The sequence below is a fragment of the Pseudomonas sp. A genome, assembly GCF_056270345.1.
In genome coordinates this window covers 617,501-633,960 of the sequence record NZ_CM149873.1, presented here as the reverse complement: position 1 = coordinate 633,960, position 16,460 = coordinate 617,501, and the positions used below count along the sequence as shown (strand labels likewise).

Sequence of the window (16,460 nt, the reverse complement as noted above, 5' to 3'; positions counted from 1 at the left end):
ACGGCATTGCCATCATATCGTTCACACTACCCCCATCTCGACCGATTCAGGAGGCTCCAGCTTTGGACGTCGGTGAACGACTGCAAGCCATCCGCAAGCTCAAGGGCCTGTCCCAGCGCGAACTCGCCAAGCGCGCGGGGGTGACCAACAGCACCATCTCGATGATCGAGAAGAACAGCGTGAGCCCGTCAATCAGCTCCCTGCGCAAGGTGCTCAGCGGTATCCCCATGTCCATGGTCGAGTTCTTCTCGGTGGAGCTGGCGCCGGAAAGCCCGACCCAGATCGTCTACAAGGCCCACGAGCTGATCGACATCTCCGACGGCGCGGTGACCATGAAACTGGTCGGCAAGTCGCATCCCAACCGGGCCATCGCCTTCCTCACCGAGGTCTACCCGCCGGGTGCCGACACTGGCGCGGAAATGCTCACCCACGACGGCGAAGAGACCGGCATCCTGCTTGAAGGCCGCCTGGAGCTGGTGGTTGGTACCGAGATCTTCATTCTCGAGGCCGGCGACAGCTATTACTTCGAAAGCACCCGTCCACACCGCTTTCGCAACCCATTCGAGGAGCCGGCACGTTTGATCAGCGCGGCGACCCCGTCGAACTTTTGATCCAGCGCAGTGCATTGATTCGCCAATACCCTTTCCCTGAGTGTGGTCGTTTCACGCCTTCCGGGTTCCCGCTATACTTTTCAACGCTCGCAATTCCGTGGCCGCGGGCGTGATTAGCCACCATGAGGGTGTTCGCGTGAACCAAATCAAGAAGATGCTGGCCATACCAGCAGCCGTATTCGCCCTTTGGGCAATGAGCGCAACCGCTGCAACCAACGACGACATCGCCAAGCGCCTCGAGCCGGTTGGCCAGGTGTGCGTCCAGGGCCAGGAATGCAAGGGCATGGAAGTGGCCGCCACTGCCGGCGGCGGCGGTGCCAAGACCCCGGACGAGATCATCGCCAAGCACTGCAACGCCTGCCATGGCACCGGCCTGCTGAACGCGCCGAAGATCGGCGACACCGCGGCGTGGAAAGAGCGTGCCGATCACCAGGGCGGCCTTGACGGCATCCTGGCCAAGGCTATCACCGGGATCAACGCCATGCCGCCGAAGGGCACCTGCGCCGATTGCTCGGATGAAGACCTGAAGGGTGCGATCAAGAAGATGTCCGGGCTGTAAGCCATAGATGGAATACACAAGGCCCGCCTATCCTGGCGGGCTTTGTTTTTGCACCTGGAGTCCTATAGGCCGATACCTGGTATTTTTACCAGTTCTCTGTTTCAGGTGTGGTCATGATAATAATGCACCCAACCGTGGCAGAGGGTGCGTCATGCTGAGCGACAAAAGAGTTAGTGCTTTGTTGGCGGTGGCTCAACAGCGATCGATTCTGACTAGGGTCAACCCCTGCTGTTCGCTGCAGAGCGTTGCCTATTCACCTTACGGCTACCATCCTGAGCTGAAGATTAGCCTCGGTTTTAATGGGGAGCGATTAGAACCGATAACCGGGCATTATCTTTTGGGTAATGGCTATCGTGCATTTAATCCAGTACTGATGCGCTTCAGTAGCCCAGACTCCCTGAGCCCATTTGCGCGGGGTGGTTTGAATGCGTATGCATACTGCCTGGGGGATCCAGTAAACCATCGCGACCCAAGTGGTCACAACATAGAGCGTTACTTTGTTAGCGCTTTCGAAAGACTTTTGCGGAATGTACCGGATGTAATGGATGCTTCTCTTACAGGTCAGAATTCGTTGCCGCTGAAGTTGATTTCTCTACATGGAAGCGATAAGGCAAATGAGCACTCGTTGAGAAATGGGGTGTCGTCGGCGTTTTCGGAAAGGAAAACTAATGGGGCTGGTTTTTATACCACGCCAAAACCTAAAAAAGCCAACGGCTACGCTAGAAATTCCACTGACGGAGGGTATGTCTACGGAGTGTTTGCAAAGCAGCCTGAAATTTTTGTGCCAGAAGTGCATTATGTACAATACTCTTCAGGTGTATTGTTATTCCTCGAGCCTGCATTTGAGTTTCTTGTCGTGCAGAAAGAAATTGTAGGGCCAATGCATTTCAACGCTAAGTATGTAGAGTTTGAAAAATATTCAGGTATCAAGTTTTCAAAAGATCTGAGTCATCCATTGAGTAACTACGACGGCCCCTGGGAGGCGTGGTATATAGTTGATCACTCGACCGGTATGAGGTCGGAGCCCGCAACCAACCCGCATGGACCACTGTCCAACCCCTGAACCCACGGACGACTCAGGAGGCCGAGATGTACCTCTGCTCCATTGATCAGGCTGTCGAGCAGACCCTGTCACGCCTTCCTGCCCACATCCACATGGGTCTTCCTTTGGGCCTGGGCAAGCCCAATGCCTTCGTCAATGCCCTGTATGCCCGGGTGAAGGCACTACCGGAGCGGCGGTTGACCATCTACACGGCCCTGTCGTTAGGCCGTCCATCTCTGGGTGATGGCTTGCAACGGCGCTTTATCGAGCCCTTCATCGAGCGTGTGTTCGCCGACTATGAAGAGCTCACCTACCTGGCCGACCTGCGTGCCGACCGACTGCCACCAAACATCCGTGTCGAGCAGTTCTTCATGCAGCCTGGCAGCCTGCTGCACAGCGAGGCTGCGCAGCAGGACTACGTCAGCAGTAACTACAGCCACGCGGCCCGCGACATCAACGCCAAGGGCCTGAACCTGGTTGCGCAGCTGGTGGCGGCCACACCTGAAAGGCCTGACCACCTGAGCCTGGCCTGCAATCCCGATATCACCCTCGACCTGTTGCCAATGATCGCCCGGCGCCGAGCCGCCGGCGAGACCATCCTGGTGCTTGGCCAGGTCCACGACGAACTGCCCTACATGCCTGGGGACTCGGAGCTGGAACTGACGCAGTTCGACCTGCTGATCGACCAGCCTGAACGCCGTCGGCTGTTCTCCACGCCGAACATGCCGGTGAACACCCAGGACCACTGCATCGGCCTGCATGCCAGCGCCCTGGTGCGTGACGGCGGCACCCTGCAGATCGGCATCGGTGCCATGGGCGATGCGATAACGGCGGCGCTGCTGGCGCGCCAGGGCGACAACGAGGGCTATCGCGCGCTGCTCGATGAACTGGATATCGGCCCATGGCAGGCGCTGATCGGGCGGGAAGGGGGTCTGGATACCTTCGCCCAGGGGCTGTACGGCTGCAGCGAGATGTTCGTCAATGGCCTGCTGGCACTGGCCGACGCCGGGGTGGTGCGCCGCCCTGCCGACGAGCAGGGGGTGCTGATCCATGGCGGGTTCTTCCTCGGGCCACGAGCGTTCTACCAGCGCCTGCGCGAGATGCCGTTGGAGCAGCGCGCACGGTTCGCCATGAGCGCCATCAGCTTCATCAACGAGCTCTATGGCCAGGAGGAGCGCAAGCGTCGCCAGCGGCGGGATGCGCGCTTCATCAACACAGTATTCGGCATGACCCTGCTGGGTGCGGGGGTTGCCGACCAGCTCGAGGATGGCCGGGTACTTAGCGGCGTGGGTGGGCAGTACAACTTCGTCGCCCAGGGGCATGCGCTGGAGGGTGGTCGCTCGATCCTGTTGCTGCGCAGCTGGCGTGAGGCCGGTGGCGAAGTTACCTCGAACCTTTACTGGACCTACGGCCATTGCACCATCCCCCGACACCTGCGGGACATCGTGATCACCGAGTATGGCATCGCCGACCTGCGCGGGCAGACCGACAGTGAGGTGATTGCGCGTTTGCTGGCGATCAGCGACTCACGTTTTCAGCGCGAGCTGATGGAGCAGGCCAAGGCGGCGGGCAAGCTGGCCAAGGACTTCGAGCTGGATGCGCGGTTCATGGACAACACGCCTGAGCGGCTCGAGGCTATTCGGGCACGGCATGCGCGGCTGTTCCCTGAGTATCCGCTGGGCACTGACTTCACGGCAGAGGAGCGAGATCTGTTGCGGGCGCTGAACTGGTTGAAGAGCAAGTTCAAGCTGAGCGAGGTTCTGGAGTTGGGCAAGGCGGCATTGGATGCGCCGGGGCCCGAGGGGTATGGGGCAGCGTTGGCGAGGATGGGGCTGGGTGAGCCACAGGGGTTGAAGGAGGAGTTGTATCAGCGGTTGCTGTTGGCGGCGCTTCAGGCCACGCGGCAATGACGGGCATTCCTGGCCCCCTGTAGGAGCGGCCTTGTGCCGCGAAAGGGCCGCAAAGCGGCCCCGGCGATCTGTGCATGAACGCTGAAATGCTGGGGCCGCTGCGCGCCCCTTTCGCGGCACAAGGCCGCTCCTACAGGGTACGCGCAAGGCTTTACTCGATGAAGGTGACCACGCCGCCTTCAAGCGACTTGACCCGGGCCAGCGATTCGACGCGGTAACCCTGGCTGTCCAGCTCGGCACGGCCGCCCTGGAACGACTTCTCGATGACGATGCCCAGGCCGGCCACGGTGGCGCCGGCCTGCTTGATGATCGAGATCAGTGCCTGGGACGCCTTGCCGTTGGCCAGGAAGTCGTCGATCACCAGCACGCGGTCGCTGCTGTTGAGATGGCGCGGCGAGATGGCCACGGTGTTCTCGGTCTGCTTGGTGAAGGAGTACACCGAGGCAGTCAGCAGGTTCTCGGTCAGGGTCAGCGACTGGTGCTTGCGGGCGAAGATCACCGGCACGCCGAGCTTCAGGCCGGTCATTACCGCCGGGGCGATGCCGGAGGCTTCGATGGTGACGATCTTGGTCACGCCCGAATCGGCGAACAGGCGGGCGAACTCGTCACCGATCAGCTGCATCAGCGCCGGGTCGATCTGGTGGTTGAGAAACGCGTCGACTTTGAGAACCTGGTCGGAAAGCACGATGCCTTCTTCGCGAATCTTCTGCTGCAGTGCTTCCACTGTTTTTTCCTCGATGTAGATAGTGGCCTGTATGGCCGATTTGTAAGCCCAACTTCGGCGCCAGCCTTCGTCACACTGCGTTGCCGCTCCTCGCCGTAGCTGGGCTACGACTCGTCGCGGCGCCTTGTGTGCCGAACCCTGGCACTCGAATTTGAGCTCACAAATCGGCCATACAAGCCACCGTGGCCGCAAATAGCGGCAAAGTTTAAGAGTAATGGTTGATCAGCGTTTGAGCATCGCCCGGATATCGGCCAGGGCGTTGTTGCCGCGCGCGGCTTTCACTTCCACGGGCGCATCGTCCAGGCCTTCCCAGGCCAGGTCGTCCGGCGGCAGTTCGTCGAGGAACCGGCTCGGGGTGCAGTCGATGATCTCGCCGTACTGTTTGCGCTTGGCGGCGAAGGTGAAGGCCAGGGTCTGGCGTGCGCGGGTGATGCCCACGTAGGCCAGGCGGCGTTCCTCTTCGATGGTGTCGGCTTCGATGCTCGAGCGGTGGGGAAGAATCTCCTCCTCCATGCCCATGATGAACACGTAGGGGAACTCCAGGCCCTTGGAGGCGTGCAGGGTCATCATCTGCACGCCTTCGGCGTTCTCTTCCTCTTCCTGCTGGCGCTCGAGCATGTCGCGCAGCACCAGCTTGCCGATGGCATCCTCGATGGTCATGTCACCCTCTTCATCCTTCTCGAGGGTGTTCTTCAGCGCTTCGACCAGGAACCAGACGTTGCTGATGCGGAACTCCGCGGCCTTGTCGCTGGCGGTCTGCTGGCGAATCCAGTTCTCGTAGTCGATGTCGCGGATCATCTCGTGCAACGCGGCGATCGGGTCTTCCAGGGCGACCTTGTGGCGCACCCCGTCGAGCCAGTGCTTGAAGCGCTGCAGGCGCTCGGTGTAGCGGGCGTCCAGGTGCTCGCCCAGGCCCAGCTCCTCGCTGGCGGCGTACATCGAGATGCCGCGCTCGGTGGAATAGTTGCCGAGCTTTTCCAGGGTGGTCGAGCCGATTTCGCGGCGCGGCACGTTGATCACCCGCAGGTAGGCGTTGTCGTCGTCCGGGTTCACCAGCAGGCGCAGGTAGGCCATCAGGTCCTTGACCTCCTGGCGGCCGAAGAAGCTGTTGCCGCCGGAGAGGCGGTACGGCACCTGGTGGTGCTGCAGCTTCAGTTCGATCAGCTTGGCCTGGTAGTTGCCCCGGTAGAGGATGGCGAAGTCGCTGTACGGACGGTTGGTACGCAGGTGCAGGGTGAGGATCTCCATGGCCACGCGCTCGGCCTCGGCTTCCTCGTTCTTGCAGCGGATCACGCGGATCTCGTCGCCGACGCCCATCTCGCTCCACAGCTCCTTCTCGAAGGCGTGGGGGTTGTTGGCGATCAGCACGTTGGCGCAGCGCAGGATGCGGCTGGTGGAGCGGTAGTTCTGCTCGAGCATGACGATCTTCAGGGAGGGGTAGTCCTCCTTGAGCAGCATCAGGTTCTCGGGGCGGGCGCCGCGCCAGGCGTAGATCGACTGGTCATCGTCGCCGACCACGGTGAACTGGTTGCGCATGCCGATCAGCATCTTCACCAGCAGGTACTGGCTGGCGTTGGTGTCCTGGTATTCGTCCACCAGCAGGTAGCGCACGCGGTTCTGCCAGCGTTCGAGCACGTCGGGGTGCTCCTGGAACAACTTGACCGGTTGCAGAATCAGGTCGTCGAAGTCCACCGCATTGAACGCCTTGAGCGTGCGCTGGTAGTGGGTGTAGACGATGGCCGCGGTCTGCTCGCGCGGGTTGCGCGCCTTTTCCAGGGCCTCGGGCGGCAGGATCAGGTCGTTCTTCCAGGCACCGATCATGTTCTTGATCTCGTCGATGCCGTCGTCGCCGGAGTATTCCTTCTGCATGATGTCCGACAGCAACGCCTTGATGTCGGATTCGTCGAAGATCGAGAAGCCCGGCTTGTAGCCCAGGCGCTCGTGCTCCTTGCGGATGATGTTCAGGCCCAGGTTGTGGAACGTGCACACCGTCAGGCCCCGGCCTTCCCCCGCGCGCAGCAGGGTGCCGACCCGCTCCTTCATCTCGCGCGCGGCCTTGTTGGTGAAGGTCATCGCCACGATGTACTGGGCGCGGATGCCGCAGTTCTGGATCAGGTGGGCAATCTTGCGCGTGATCACGCTGGTCTTGCCGGAGCCTGCACCGGCGAGCACCAAAAGTGGGCCGCCGACGTAGTCTCGGGCTTCCTGTTGCCGGGGATTGAGTCGGGACATGCTAGAAACCGGGGGTAACCAGAAAATAGCCGCGCATTCTAGCAGGCATGGGGCCGTTAATGCGCGACCGTCTGACGTTGTGATGCAGGGCGCGAATCGGATTTGCCGCATCTGCTACTTTCGCGCAGGATGCACGTCAGATTGCGTCGGGATGGCGGCCAGGGAAGGGCAACGACTAAAAGTGAAAATCATTTCCAATTAATCGGGTAGGATTGCCCGCGCTCGCCGTTCCACCGCCCATGTCTAAGGAGCCCGCTTGTCCACGCCTGTCGAACCCCTGCGTTTGCTGCTGTTGGCTGATGAGCCGGAGTGGACCGTGCATCTGCGCGAGTGCCTGCAGCCGATGGGCGGTAGCGTCGTGCTGCTGACCGCGCCCAACTGGGCAGCGGTTGACAGCTTGTTCGCCAATGACCGCCAGGCCGTGGTGCTGGCCACGCCCGAGCTGCAGCCAGCGCCGGGGCGTTGCGAGCTGCCGACCATCCTGCTGCTGGAGCAGGAGCCGGCCAGCGCGCCGCTGGGCGTCAGCGACTGGCTGGTGCTGGCGCAGCTGACCACTGACACCCTGCGTCGCTCGCTGCGTCATGTGCGCGAGCGCGGCGTGCTGGTGGCCACCCTGCAGCGCCTGGCCGAACAGGATCCGCTGACCGGTATCGCCAACCGCCAGGGCTTCCAGGCCCTGCTGACCGCGCGCCTGGCGGAGAACGAAGGCCGCGGCCTGGCGCTCGGCCACCTCGATCTGGACAACTTCCGCCACGTCAACGACGCCCTCGGCCACCAGGGTGGCGACCGGTTGATCCTGCAGGTGGTCGGTCGGTTGAAACACCAGTTGGAAGCGAGCGACCAGCTGGCACGCCTGGGCAGCGACGAGTTCGCCCTGTTGATCGACACCCGGCGCGACCCCAATCGCGCCGAGTGGATGGCCGAGCGCATCACCGAAGCGCTCACCGAGCCCTACTGGATCGACGGCGAGAGCCTGCTGCTCGGTTGCAGCCTGGGGATCGCCCATGCCCGCGCCCAGGCCGGCGCCGACCCGCTGATGTGGCACGCGCACATCGCCATGCGCCAGGCCAAGAGCAGCCAGGGCTGCACCTTCCATGTGTTCAACGAGCGCATCAACCGCAACGCCCGCAGCCTGGCTGACCTCGAAAGCGAGCTGCGCCGCGCCCTGCGCCGCGACGAGCTGGAGCTGCACTATCAACCGCGGCTCAACCTCGCCGACGGTCGCATCGTCGGGCTCGAGGCGCTGGTGCGCTGGAACCATCCCGAGCGCGGCCTGCTCGCGCCCAGCGAATTCGTGCCGTTGGCCGAGCAGAGCGGGTTGATCGTGCCGCTGGGCTACTGGGTGATCTCCCGGGCGCTGAGCGACATGCAGGCCCTGCGCGAGCGCGGCCTGGCGCCGCTGCACATGGCGGTAAACCTGAGCTTTCGCCAGTTCCAGGACAGCCAGTTGCTGGCCACCCTGAGCCGGCTGATCGTCGAGCACGGCGTCGATGCCCGCTGGCTGGAGTTCGAGCTGACCGAGACTGCCGTGATGCGGCGCAACGAGTTGGTGCGCCAGACCATGGACGCCTTGGGGCGCCTGGGGGTGCGTTTCTCGCTGGATGACTTCGGGACCGGCTTCTCGTCGTTCGTGCACCTGAACAGCCTGCCGATCACCCTGCTCAAGGTCGATCGCAGTTTCGTCGGCGGCATGGAGCAGCGCGAGGAGAACGCCAAGCTGGTGCACGCGATGATCAACCTGGCGCACAACCTCAACCTGGAGGTGGTGGCCGAAGGGGTGGAGAGCGAGGAGCAGCTGGCGCTGCTGCGGGCATTCGGTTGCGACCAGGTGCAGGGGTTCCTGGTGAGCCGGCCGTTGCCGGTGGAGGCGTTGATCGAGTACCTGTTGCAGGTGCCGAGTCCGGGTCTGGTGCAGACCTTGTAGATCTCATGCAGCCCTTTCGCGGCACAAGGCCGCTCCTACAGAGGATCGCGGTCTTCTGTAGGAGCGGCCTTGTGCCGCGAAAAGGGGCGCAAAGCGCCCCCGGCAATTTCAAGCCGTGAAGATGATCAACCGACCAGCATCCGCCCGGTTTCTTCCAGGTTCTCATGCCAGCTCAAGGCTTCGCGCAGGATATGCGGGGTATGCCCGCCACGCTGGCAGGCGCGCTCGAAGTAATCGTTGAGCGCGGCGCGGTAGTCCGGGTGCACGCAATTGTCGATGATCACCCGGGCACGCTCGCGCGGTGCCAGGCCACGCAGGTCGGCCAGGCCCACCTCGGTCACCAGGATGTCCACGTCGTGCTCGGTGTGGTCGACGTGGCTGACCATCGGCACCACGCTGGAAATCGCGCCGCCCTTGGCGATCGACTTGGTGACGAAGATCGCCAGGTGCGCGTTGCGGGCGAAGTCGCCCGAGCCACCGATGCCATTCATCATCTTGGTGCCGCAGACGTGGGTGGAGTTGACGTTGCCGTAGATGTCGAACTCCAGCGCCGTGTTGATGCCGATGATCCCCAGGCGACGCACTACTTCAGGGTGGTTGGAGATCTCCTGCGGACGCAGCACCAGCTTGTCCTTGTAGCGCTCCAGGTTGCCGAACACGTCGGCGTTGCGGCGGCTCGACAGGGTGATCGAGCTGCCCGAGGCGAAGCTCAGCTTGCCGGCGTCGATCAGGTCGAAGGTCGAGTCCTGCAGCACTTCGGAGTACATGGTCAGGTTTTCGAACGGCGATTCGATCAGGCCGCACATCACCGCGTTGGCGATGCTGCCGATGCCGGCCTGCAGTGGGCCGAGGTTGTTGCTCATGCGCCCGGCGTCCACCTCGCCCTTGAGGAAGGCGATCAGGTGGTCGGCGATGCCCTGGGTCTCGTGGTCAGGCGGCAGCACGGTGGACGGCGAGTCCGGCTGATCACTGATGACGATGCCGACGATCTTGGCCGGGTCGATCGGGATCGCGGTGCTGCCGATGCGGTCGTCGACCTTCACCAGCGGGATCGGCGTGCGGGTCGGGCGGTAGGTCGGGATGTAGATGTCGTGCAGGCCTTCGAGGTTGGCATGGTGCGACAGGTTGATCTCGACGATGACCTGCTTGGCGAAGATCGCGAAGCTGGCCGAGTTGCCGACGGAGGTGGTCGGCACGATGTGGCCCTGTTCGGTGATCGCCACCGCTTCGATGACCGCGATGTCCGGCAGGGTCAGCTGTTTATTGCGCAGTTGCTCGACGGTTTCCGACAGGTGCTGGTCGATGAACATCACCTTGCCGTCGTTGATGGCCTTGCGCAGGGTGCTGTCGACCTGGAACGGCATGCGCCGGGCCAGCACGCCGGCCTCGGTCAGTTGCTTGTCCAGGTCGTTGCCCAGGCTGGCGCCGGTCATCAGGCTGATCTTCAGCGGCGACTGTTTTGCACGTTCGGCCAGTGCATGGGGCACGGCCTTGGCTTCGCCGGCGCGGGTGAAGCCGCTCATGCCGACGGTCATGCCGTCCTGGATCAGGCCAGCGGCGTCAGCCGCACTCATAACCTTGCTGTGCAGGGAGGACAAGCGGATACGATCACGGTACATGGATTGTTATCTCAGGCTACTGAAGCTACTGGAAGCGCAGTCTAGAGATTTCACCCGGAACCGTCCCGCGACCATGGTCGTAGGCGAAGGCCGGAAGTAGAGCCGTTGATCTGGATCAGGCAAATACGACAAACCCCGGGAATGACTTCCCGGGGTTTGTTCGACAGCATCGGTTTCGTGGGAGCGGGCTTGCCCCGCGATGGCGATGCTGCATTCAAGCCATCATCGCGGGGCAAGCCCGCTCCCACAAAGCATCGCTCCTGCTATTACTCCACCGCCTTGACCATGTCCTCGATGACTTTCTTGGCGTCACCGAACACCATCATGGTCTTGTCCAGGTAGAACAGTTCGTTGTCCAGGCCCGCATAGCCACTGGCCATGGAGCGCTTGTTGACGATGATGGTCTTGGCCTTGAAGGCTTCGAGGATCGGCATGCCGGCGATCGGCGACTTCGGATCGTTCTTCGCCGCCGGGTTGACCACGTCGTTGGCGCCCAGCACCAGCACCACGTCGGCTTGGCCGAACTCGGCGTTGATGTCCTCCATCTCGAACACCTGGTCGTACGGCACCTCGGCCTCGGCCAGCAGCACGTTCATGTGCCCAGGCATGCGCCCCGCCACCGGGTGGATCGCGTACTTCACGGTCACCCCGTTGTGGGTCAGCTTCTCGGTCAGCTCCTTGAGTGCGTGCTGGGCGCGGGCCACCGCCAGGCCGTAGCCCGGGACGATGATCACGCTGTCGGCGTTGCTCAGCAGGAAGGTGGCGTCGTCGGCCGAGCCGGACTTCACCGGGCGCTGCTCCTTCGAGCCCTGCGCCGCGCCGACATCGGTATCGCCGCCGAAGCCGCCGAGGATGACGTTGAAGAACGAACGGTTCATCGCCTTGCACATGATGTACGAGAGGATCGCACCGCTGGAGCCCACCAGGGAACCTGCGATGATCAGCATCGAGTTGTTCAGCGAGAAGCCAATACCCGCCGCCGCCCAGCCCGAGTAGCTGTTGAGCATCGACACCACCACCGGCATGTCGGCCCCGCCGATCGGGATGATGATCAGCACGCCCATGACGAAGGCCAGGGCCAGCATGAGGGTAAAGGCGCTGTAGTGGCCGGTGAAGGTGAACAGCAGCCCCAGGGCGATGGTCGCCAGGCCCAGGATCAGGTTCAGCTTGTGCTGGCCGGCGAACTGTACCGGTGCGCCCTGGAACAGGCGGAACTTGTACTTGCCCGACAGCTTGCCGAAGGCGATCACCGAGCCCGAGAAGGTGACGGCACCGATGGCCGCGCCAAGGAACAGCTCCAGGCGATTGCCGGTGGGGATCGGGTCGCTGATGGCGGCGACGATACCCAGCGATTGCGGCTCGAGCACGGCAGCGATGGCGATGAACACCGCGGCCAGGCCGATCATGCTGTGCATGAAGGCGACCAGCTCGGGCATCTTGGTCATCTCGACGCGCTTGGCCATGATCGAGCCGGCGCTGCCGCCGACCAGCAGGCCGACGATGACGTAGCCGATGCCGGCGGTCGCAAGCTCTGCGCCAAGCTTGTAGATCAGGCCGACCGTGGTGAGGATGGCGATACCCATGCCGATCATGCCGAACAGGTTGCCGCGGCGTGAGGTAGTCGGATGCGAGAGTCCCTTGAGCGCCTGGATGAAGCAGACCGAGGCGACCAGGTACAGAAGCGTTACCAGATTCATGCTCATGCTTACTTCTGCCCCTCGCTCTTGGTTTTCTTCTTGAACATTTCCAGCATGCGGCGGGTGACCAGGAAGCCACCGAACACGTTGACCGCAGCCAGCGCCACGGCCAGGGTGCCCATGACCTTGCCGGCCGGGGTGACGGTCAGCGCGGCGGCCAGCATGGCGCCGACGATGACGATCGCGGAAATGGCGTTGGTGACCGCCATCAGCGGCGTGTGCAGGGCCGGGGTGACGTTCCACACCACGTGGTAGCCCACGTAGATGGCCAGCACGAAGATGATCAGGTTGTAGATGCCGTGGGAAATCAGCATGTCTTCCATTGTCGTGCTCCTCAGCCGTTCTTGCGCACGACTTGGCCGTCGCGGCACATCAGGCACGCGGCGACGATGTCGTCTTCGAGGTTGATGACCAGGTTGCCGTCCTTGTCGAACAGCAGCTTCATGAAGTCCAGCAGGTTGCGCGCGTACAGCGCCGAGGCATCGGCGCCGACCTGGGCCGGCAGGTTGGTCGGGCCGACGAGGGTCACGCCGTTGTGCATGACGACCTGATCGGCCACGGTCAGCGGGCAGTTGCCGCCCTGGGCCGCGGCGAGGTCGATGACCACCGAGCCGGGCTTCATCTGCGCCACGGTCTCGGCGCTGAGCAGGGTCGGCGCCTTGCGCCCGGGAATCAGCGCAGTGGTGATGACGATATCGGCCTGCTTGGCGCGCTCGTGCACGGCCTGGGCCTGACGCTGCATCCAGCTGGCCGGCATCGGCCGGGCATAGCCGCCGACGCCTTCGGCGCACTCGCGTTCTTCATCGGTCTCGTAGGGCACGTCGATGAACTTGGCCCCCAGCGACTCGATCTGCTCCTTCACCGCCGGGCGCACGTCCGACGCTTCGATCACCGCACCCAGGCGTTTGGCCGTGGCGATGGCCTGCAGGCCGGCGACGCCGGCGCCGAGGATCAGCACGCGGGCGGCTTTCACCGTACCTGCGGCGGTCATCAGCATGGGCATGAAGCGAGGGTAGTGGTGAGCCGCCAGCAGCACGGCCTTGTAGCCGGCGATGTTGGCCTGGGACGACAGCACGTCGAGGCTCTGGGCCCGCGAGGTGCGTGGCGCGGCTTCCAGGGCGAAGGCGGTGATGCCGCGTTCGGCCATCTTGCCGATCAGTTCGTTGTTGAAGGGGTTGAGCATGCCCGCCAACAGGCTGGTGCTGTTGATCAGCGCCAGTTCCTGGTCATCGGGCGCGACCACCTTGAGTACCAGCTGCGCGCCGAAGGCGTCGGTGGCTTCACCCAGGGTGGCGCCCACGGCTTCATAGGCACTGTCCGGAATGCTGGCTTTGAGCCCTGCCCCCCGTTGCACGGTGACCTGATGGCCCTGGCCTACCAGTTTCTTGATGGTTTCCGGGGTCGCGGCGACCCTTGTCTCACCCGTCTGCGTCTCGAGAGGAACACCAATGTGCACGACTATGTCTCCTGCGGTGACCTTTATTGTCTTTATGGAAACCAGCGCACTTCGGGTGGTGCGGCTGGGCGGCCGTAGAGCACGACTCCGCCTGGTTCGAGGCGGGAGAGGCATTTTGCAGACGAACCCAGGGGCCTTCAACAGGTTCTGAAGCGAAACGAACTCAAAACTACAAGTCACCCTGTGACCGTATGTCGCAACGATTCCGATCCAGCCCGTCAAGTACGCGCTATTCGCAGCTTAGGGGAAAAAATGAAAAAAATTCGGCCGTTTTCGTTCGCGGCGTTGTGAATGTCGCAAAATAAGCCGCAAACCCGCGCAGTCACTAGGGTTGCTACGGTTTTTCCGGTAAACGGAACAGATTACGAATTTGCGACAAATCCATATATCTGTAGGTGTTCAAAATAATTGACTACGGAGTCAGGTTGTCGCTTTATGGCCTCAGCTGGTGGCGGTGTACTGCTGTGCCTGCGCCACCAGCCAGTCGCGAAACGCCCGCAGCGAAGCGGACTCCACCTTTCGCTCAGGGATCATCAGATGGTAGGCCTTGTCGCTGGACAGGGCATGCCTGTTAGCGACCAGCAATCGACCTTCCTGCAACTCGCGCTGGATCAGGAACGGCGGAATCAGCGCGATGCCCATGTCGTGCATGGCGGCCTGGGCCAGCATGGAGAACAGTTCGTAGCGCGGGCCAGTCATGTCGCGCTCGACGCTCATGCCCAGGCCGTCGAACCATTGCCGCCAGGCATAGGGGCGCGTGGTCTGCTGCAGCAGGGGCAATTCGGCGATGCGCCGGGCGTCGAGGCTGGCTTGTCCGTCCAGCAACGCGGGGCTGCACACCGGCACGGGGTTCTCGCCCATCAGTCGGTGGGACTGGGTTCCGGACCAGTCGGCGTCGCCGAAATAGATGGCGGCGTCGAAGGGCGTGTCGGCGAACAGAAAGGGGCGGGTGCGGTTGGTCAGGTTGACCGTGACTTCGGGGTGGCGCTGCTGGAAGTCCTTCAGGCGCGGCAGCAGCCATTGCGTGCCGAAGGTCGGTACCACCGCCAGTTCGATCACGTTGGCGCCCTGCTGGCGCATCACCGAAAGCGTGTCGCGCTCCACCGCATCCAGCTGCGCAGCCACCTGGCGGCTGTAGGACAGCCCGGCTTCGGTCAGTTTCACGCCCCGGCGCGAGCGGCGGAACAGTTCGACATTGAGGAAGGCCTCAAGGCCACCGATCTGCCGACAGACGGCGCCCTGGGTCAGGGCCAGTTCCTGGGCGGCCTTGGTGAAGCTCTCGTGACGCGCGGCCGCCTCGAAGCAGACCAGGGCGGTGGTGCTGGGGATCTTGCGGCGCATGTACGTCAACCTCACTTGTAGGGCGTTGAACAGGGCATTTCGATGATTACGAAGTGAGAAAATATCACTAAACCGTGCGCAATCCTCGTTTGTCCCGCAGGCCGATCAGGCCTAGGATCAATCCAGCACAACAATTCGTTCCCATCTTTCGAGGAATCCGCACATGGCTGGCAAGGCAAGCTTCAACTGGATCGACCCGCTGCTGCTGGATCAGCAGCTCACTGAAGAAGAGCGCATGGTTCGCGACAGCGCCTATCAGTTCGCCCAGGACAAGCTGGCACCCCGTGTGCTGGAGGCGTTCCGCCACGAGCAGACAGACCCGGCGATCTTCCGCGAGATGGGTGAAGTCGGCCTGCTCGGCGCGACCATTCCCGAGCAGTACGGCGGCAGCGGCCTGAACTACGTGTGCTACGGCCTGATCGCCCGCGAGGTGGAGCGCATCGACTCCGGCTACCGCTCGATGATGAGCGTGCAGTCGTCGCTGGTGATGGTGCCGATCAACGAGTTCGGTACAGAGGCGCAGAAGCAGAAGTACCTGCCGAAGCTGGCCAGCGGCGAGTGGATCGGCTGCTTCGGCCTGACCGAGCCCAACCATGGTTCCGACCCAGGTTCGATGATCACCCGCGCCCGCAAGGTCGACGGCGGCTATCGCCTGACCGGCAGCAAGATGTGGATCACCAACAGCCCGATCGCCGATGTGTTCGTGGTCTGGGCCAAAGACGATGCCGGCGATATCCGCGGCTTCGTGCTGGAGAAAGGCTGGGACGGCCTCAGCGCCCCGGCCATCCATGGCAAGGTGGGCCTGCGCGCCTCGATCACCGGCGAGATCGTCATGGACAACGTGTTCGTGCCGGAAGAGAACATCTTCCCGGACGTGCGTGGCCTCAAAGGTCCGTTCACCTGCCTTAACTCGGCCCGCTATGGCATCTCCTGGGGCGCCCTGGGCGCCGCCGAGGCCTGCTGGCACACTGCGCGCCAGTACACCCTGGACCGCCAGCAGTTCGGCCGCCCGCTGGCTGCCAACCAGCTGATCCAGAAGAAGCTGGCCGACATGCAGACCGAGATCACCCTGGCCCTGCAAGGCTGCCTGCGCCTGGGGCGGATGAAGGACGAAGGCACCGCGGCGGTGGAAATCACCTCGATCATGAAGCGCAACTCCTGCGGCAAGGCCCTGGACATCGCCCGTCTGGCTCGCGACATGCTGGGCGGCAATGGCATCTCCGACGAGTTCGGCGTGGCCCGCCACCTGGTCAACCTCGAGGTGGTCAACACCTACGAAGGGACCCATGACGTGCACGCGCTGATCCTTGGGCGTGCGCAGACCGGCATCCAGGCGTTCTATTAA

General features: G+C 62.9%; 12 protein-coding genes and 1 pseudogene. 6 read left to right on the top strand and 7 right to left on the bottom strand.

Annotated elements, in window-relative coordinates; all coding sequences use genetic code 11:
• Positions 1-62: 62 nt before the first annotated feature.
• From AC0MAZ_RS02795 to AC0MAZ_RS02780, 4 genes and pseudogenes are all read left to right on the top strand, one after another.
• Positions 63-611: a cupin domain-containing protein gene (locus AC0MAZ_RS02795; RefSeq protein ID WP_023629132.1), complete on the top strand. Its 549-nt coding sequence runs from the start codon at positions 63-65 to the stop codon at positions 609-611.
• A gap of 154 nt (positions 612-765) precedes the next feature.
• Positions 766-1,170 (top strand): c-type cytochrome, encoded by a 405-nt coding sequence (locus AC0MAZ_RS02790; RefSeq protein WP_232855493.1) that lies wholly within the window; start codon positions 766-768, stop codon positions 1,168-1,170.
• A 136-nt stretch (positions 1,171-1,306) separates the two neighbouring features.
• Positions 1,307-1,651: pseudogene (locus AC0MAZ_RS02785) on the top strand (RHS repeat-associated core domain-containing protein); the annotation flags it as partial.
• 608 nt (positions 1,652-2,259) lie between these two features.
• A complete protein-coding gene (locus AC0MAZ_RS02780) occupies positions 2,260-4,122 on the top strand; it encodes an acetyl-CoA hydrolase/transferase C-terminal domain-containing protein (protein ID WP_475860096.1) in 1,863 nt (620 codons plus the stop codon).
• A gap of 151 nt (positions 4,123-4,273) precedes the next feature.
• Here AC0MAZ_RS02780 and AC0MAZ_RS02775 read toward each other — a convergent pair whose 3' ends face one another.
• Together AC0MAZ_RS02775 and rep are read right to left on the bottom strand one after the other, a co-directional pair.
• Positions 4,274-4,846 (bottom strand): xanthine phosphoribosyltransferase, encoded by a 573-nt coding sequence (locus tag AC0MAZ_RS02775; protein ID WP_011536381.1) that lies wholly within the window; start codon positions 4,844-4,846, stop codon positions 4,274-4,276.
• A 222-nt stretch (positions 4,847-5,068) separates the two neighbouring features.
• A complete protein-coding gene (rep, locus tag AC0MAZ_RS02770; RefSeq protein ID WP_475860095.1) occupies positions 5,069-7,078 on the bottom strand; it encodes a DNA helicase Rep in 2,010 nt (669 codons plus the stop codon).
• 256 nt (positions 7,079-7,334) lie between these two features.
• Between rep and AC0MAZ_RS02765 the strand changes: the two genes are divergently transcribed.
• On the top strand, positions 7,335-9,002 hold the full coding sequence (locus AC0MAZ_RS02765; protein WP_203649437.1) for a putative bifunctional diguanylate cyclase/phosphodiesterase: 1,668 nt from the start codon (positions 7,335-7,337) through the stop codon (positions 9,000-9,002).
• Positions 9,003-9,127: 125 nt separating this feature from the next.
• Here the strand turns inward: AC0MAZ_RS02765 and AC0MAZ_RS02760 are convergent, their stop codons facing one another.
• The 5 genes from AC0MAZ_RS02760 to AC0MAZ_RS02740 all read right to left on the bottom strand — a co-directional run bounded on the left by AC0MAZ_RS02760 (position 9,128) and on the right by AC0MAZ_RS02740 (position 15,115).
• Complete coding sequence (locus AC0MAZ_RS02760; protein ID WP_050707507.1) at positions 9,128-10,621, bottom strand: acetyl-CoA hydrolase/transferase family protein; 1,494 nt, start codon at positions 10,619-10,621, stop codon at positions 9,128-9,130.
• A 266-nt stretch (positions 10,622-10,887) separates the two neighbouring features.
• Positions 10,888-12,324, bottom strand: a complete 1,437-nt coding sequence (locus AC0MAZ_RS02755; RefSeq protein ID WP_203649439.1) for an NAD(P)(+) transhydrogenase (Re/Si-specific) subunit beta — start codon at positions 12,322-12,324, stop codon at positions 10,888-10,890.
• 2 nt (positions 12,325-12,326) lie between these two features.
• Positions 12,327-12,641 (bottom strand): NAD(P) transhydrogenase subunit alpha part 2, encoded by a 315-nt coding sequence (locus AC0MAZ_RS02750; RefSeq protein WP_232855387.1) that lies wholly within the window; start codon positions 12,639-12,641, stop codon positions 12,327-12,329.
• 11 nt (positions 12,642-12,652) lie between these two features.
• A complete protein-coding gene (locus AC0MAZ_RS02745; RefSeq protein WP_203649449.1) occupies positions 12,653-13,774 on the bottom strand; it encodes a Re/Si-specific NAD(P)(+) transhydrogenase subunit alpha in 1,122 nt (373 codons plus the stop codon).
• 441 nt (positions 13,775-14,215) lie between these two features.
• Positions 14,216-15,115 (bottom strand): LysR family transcriptional regulator, encoded by a 900-nt coding sequence (locus tag AC0MAZ_RS02740; RefSeq protein ID WP_203649451.1) that lies wholly within the window; start codon positions 15,113-15,115, stop codon positions 14,216-14,218.
• Between the two features lie 163 nt (positions 15,116-15,278).
• Here AC0MAZ_RS02740 and AC0MAZ_RS02735 point away from each other — a divergent pair, with 163 nt between their 5' ends.
• Complete coding sequence (locus tag AC0MAZ_RS02735; RefSeq protein ID WP_028689912.1) at positions 15,279-16,460, top strand: acyl-CoA dehydrogenase; 1,182 nt, start codon at positions 15,279-15,281, stop codon at positions 16,458-16,460.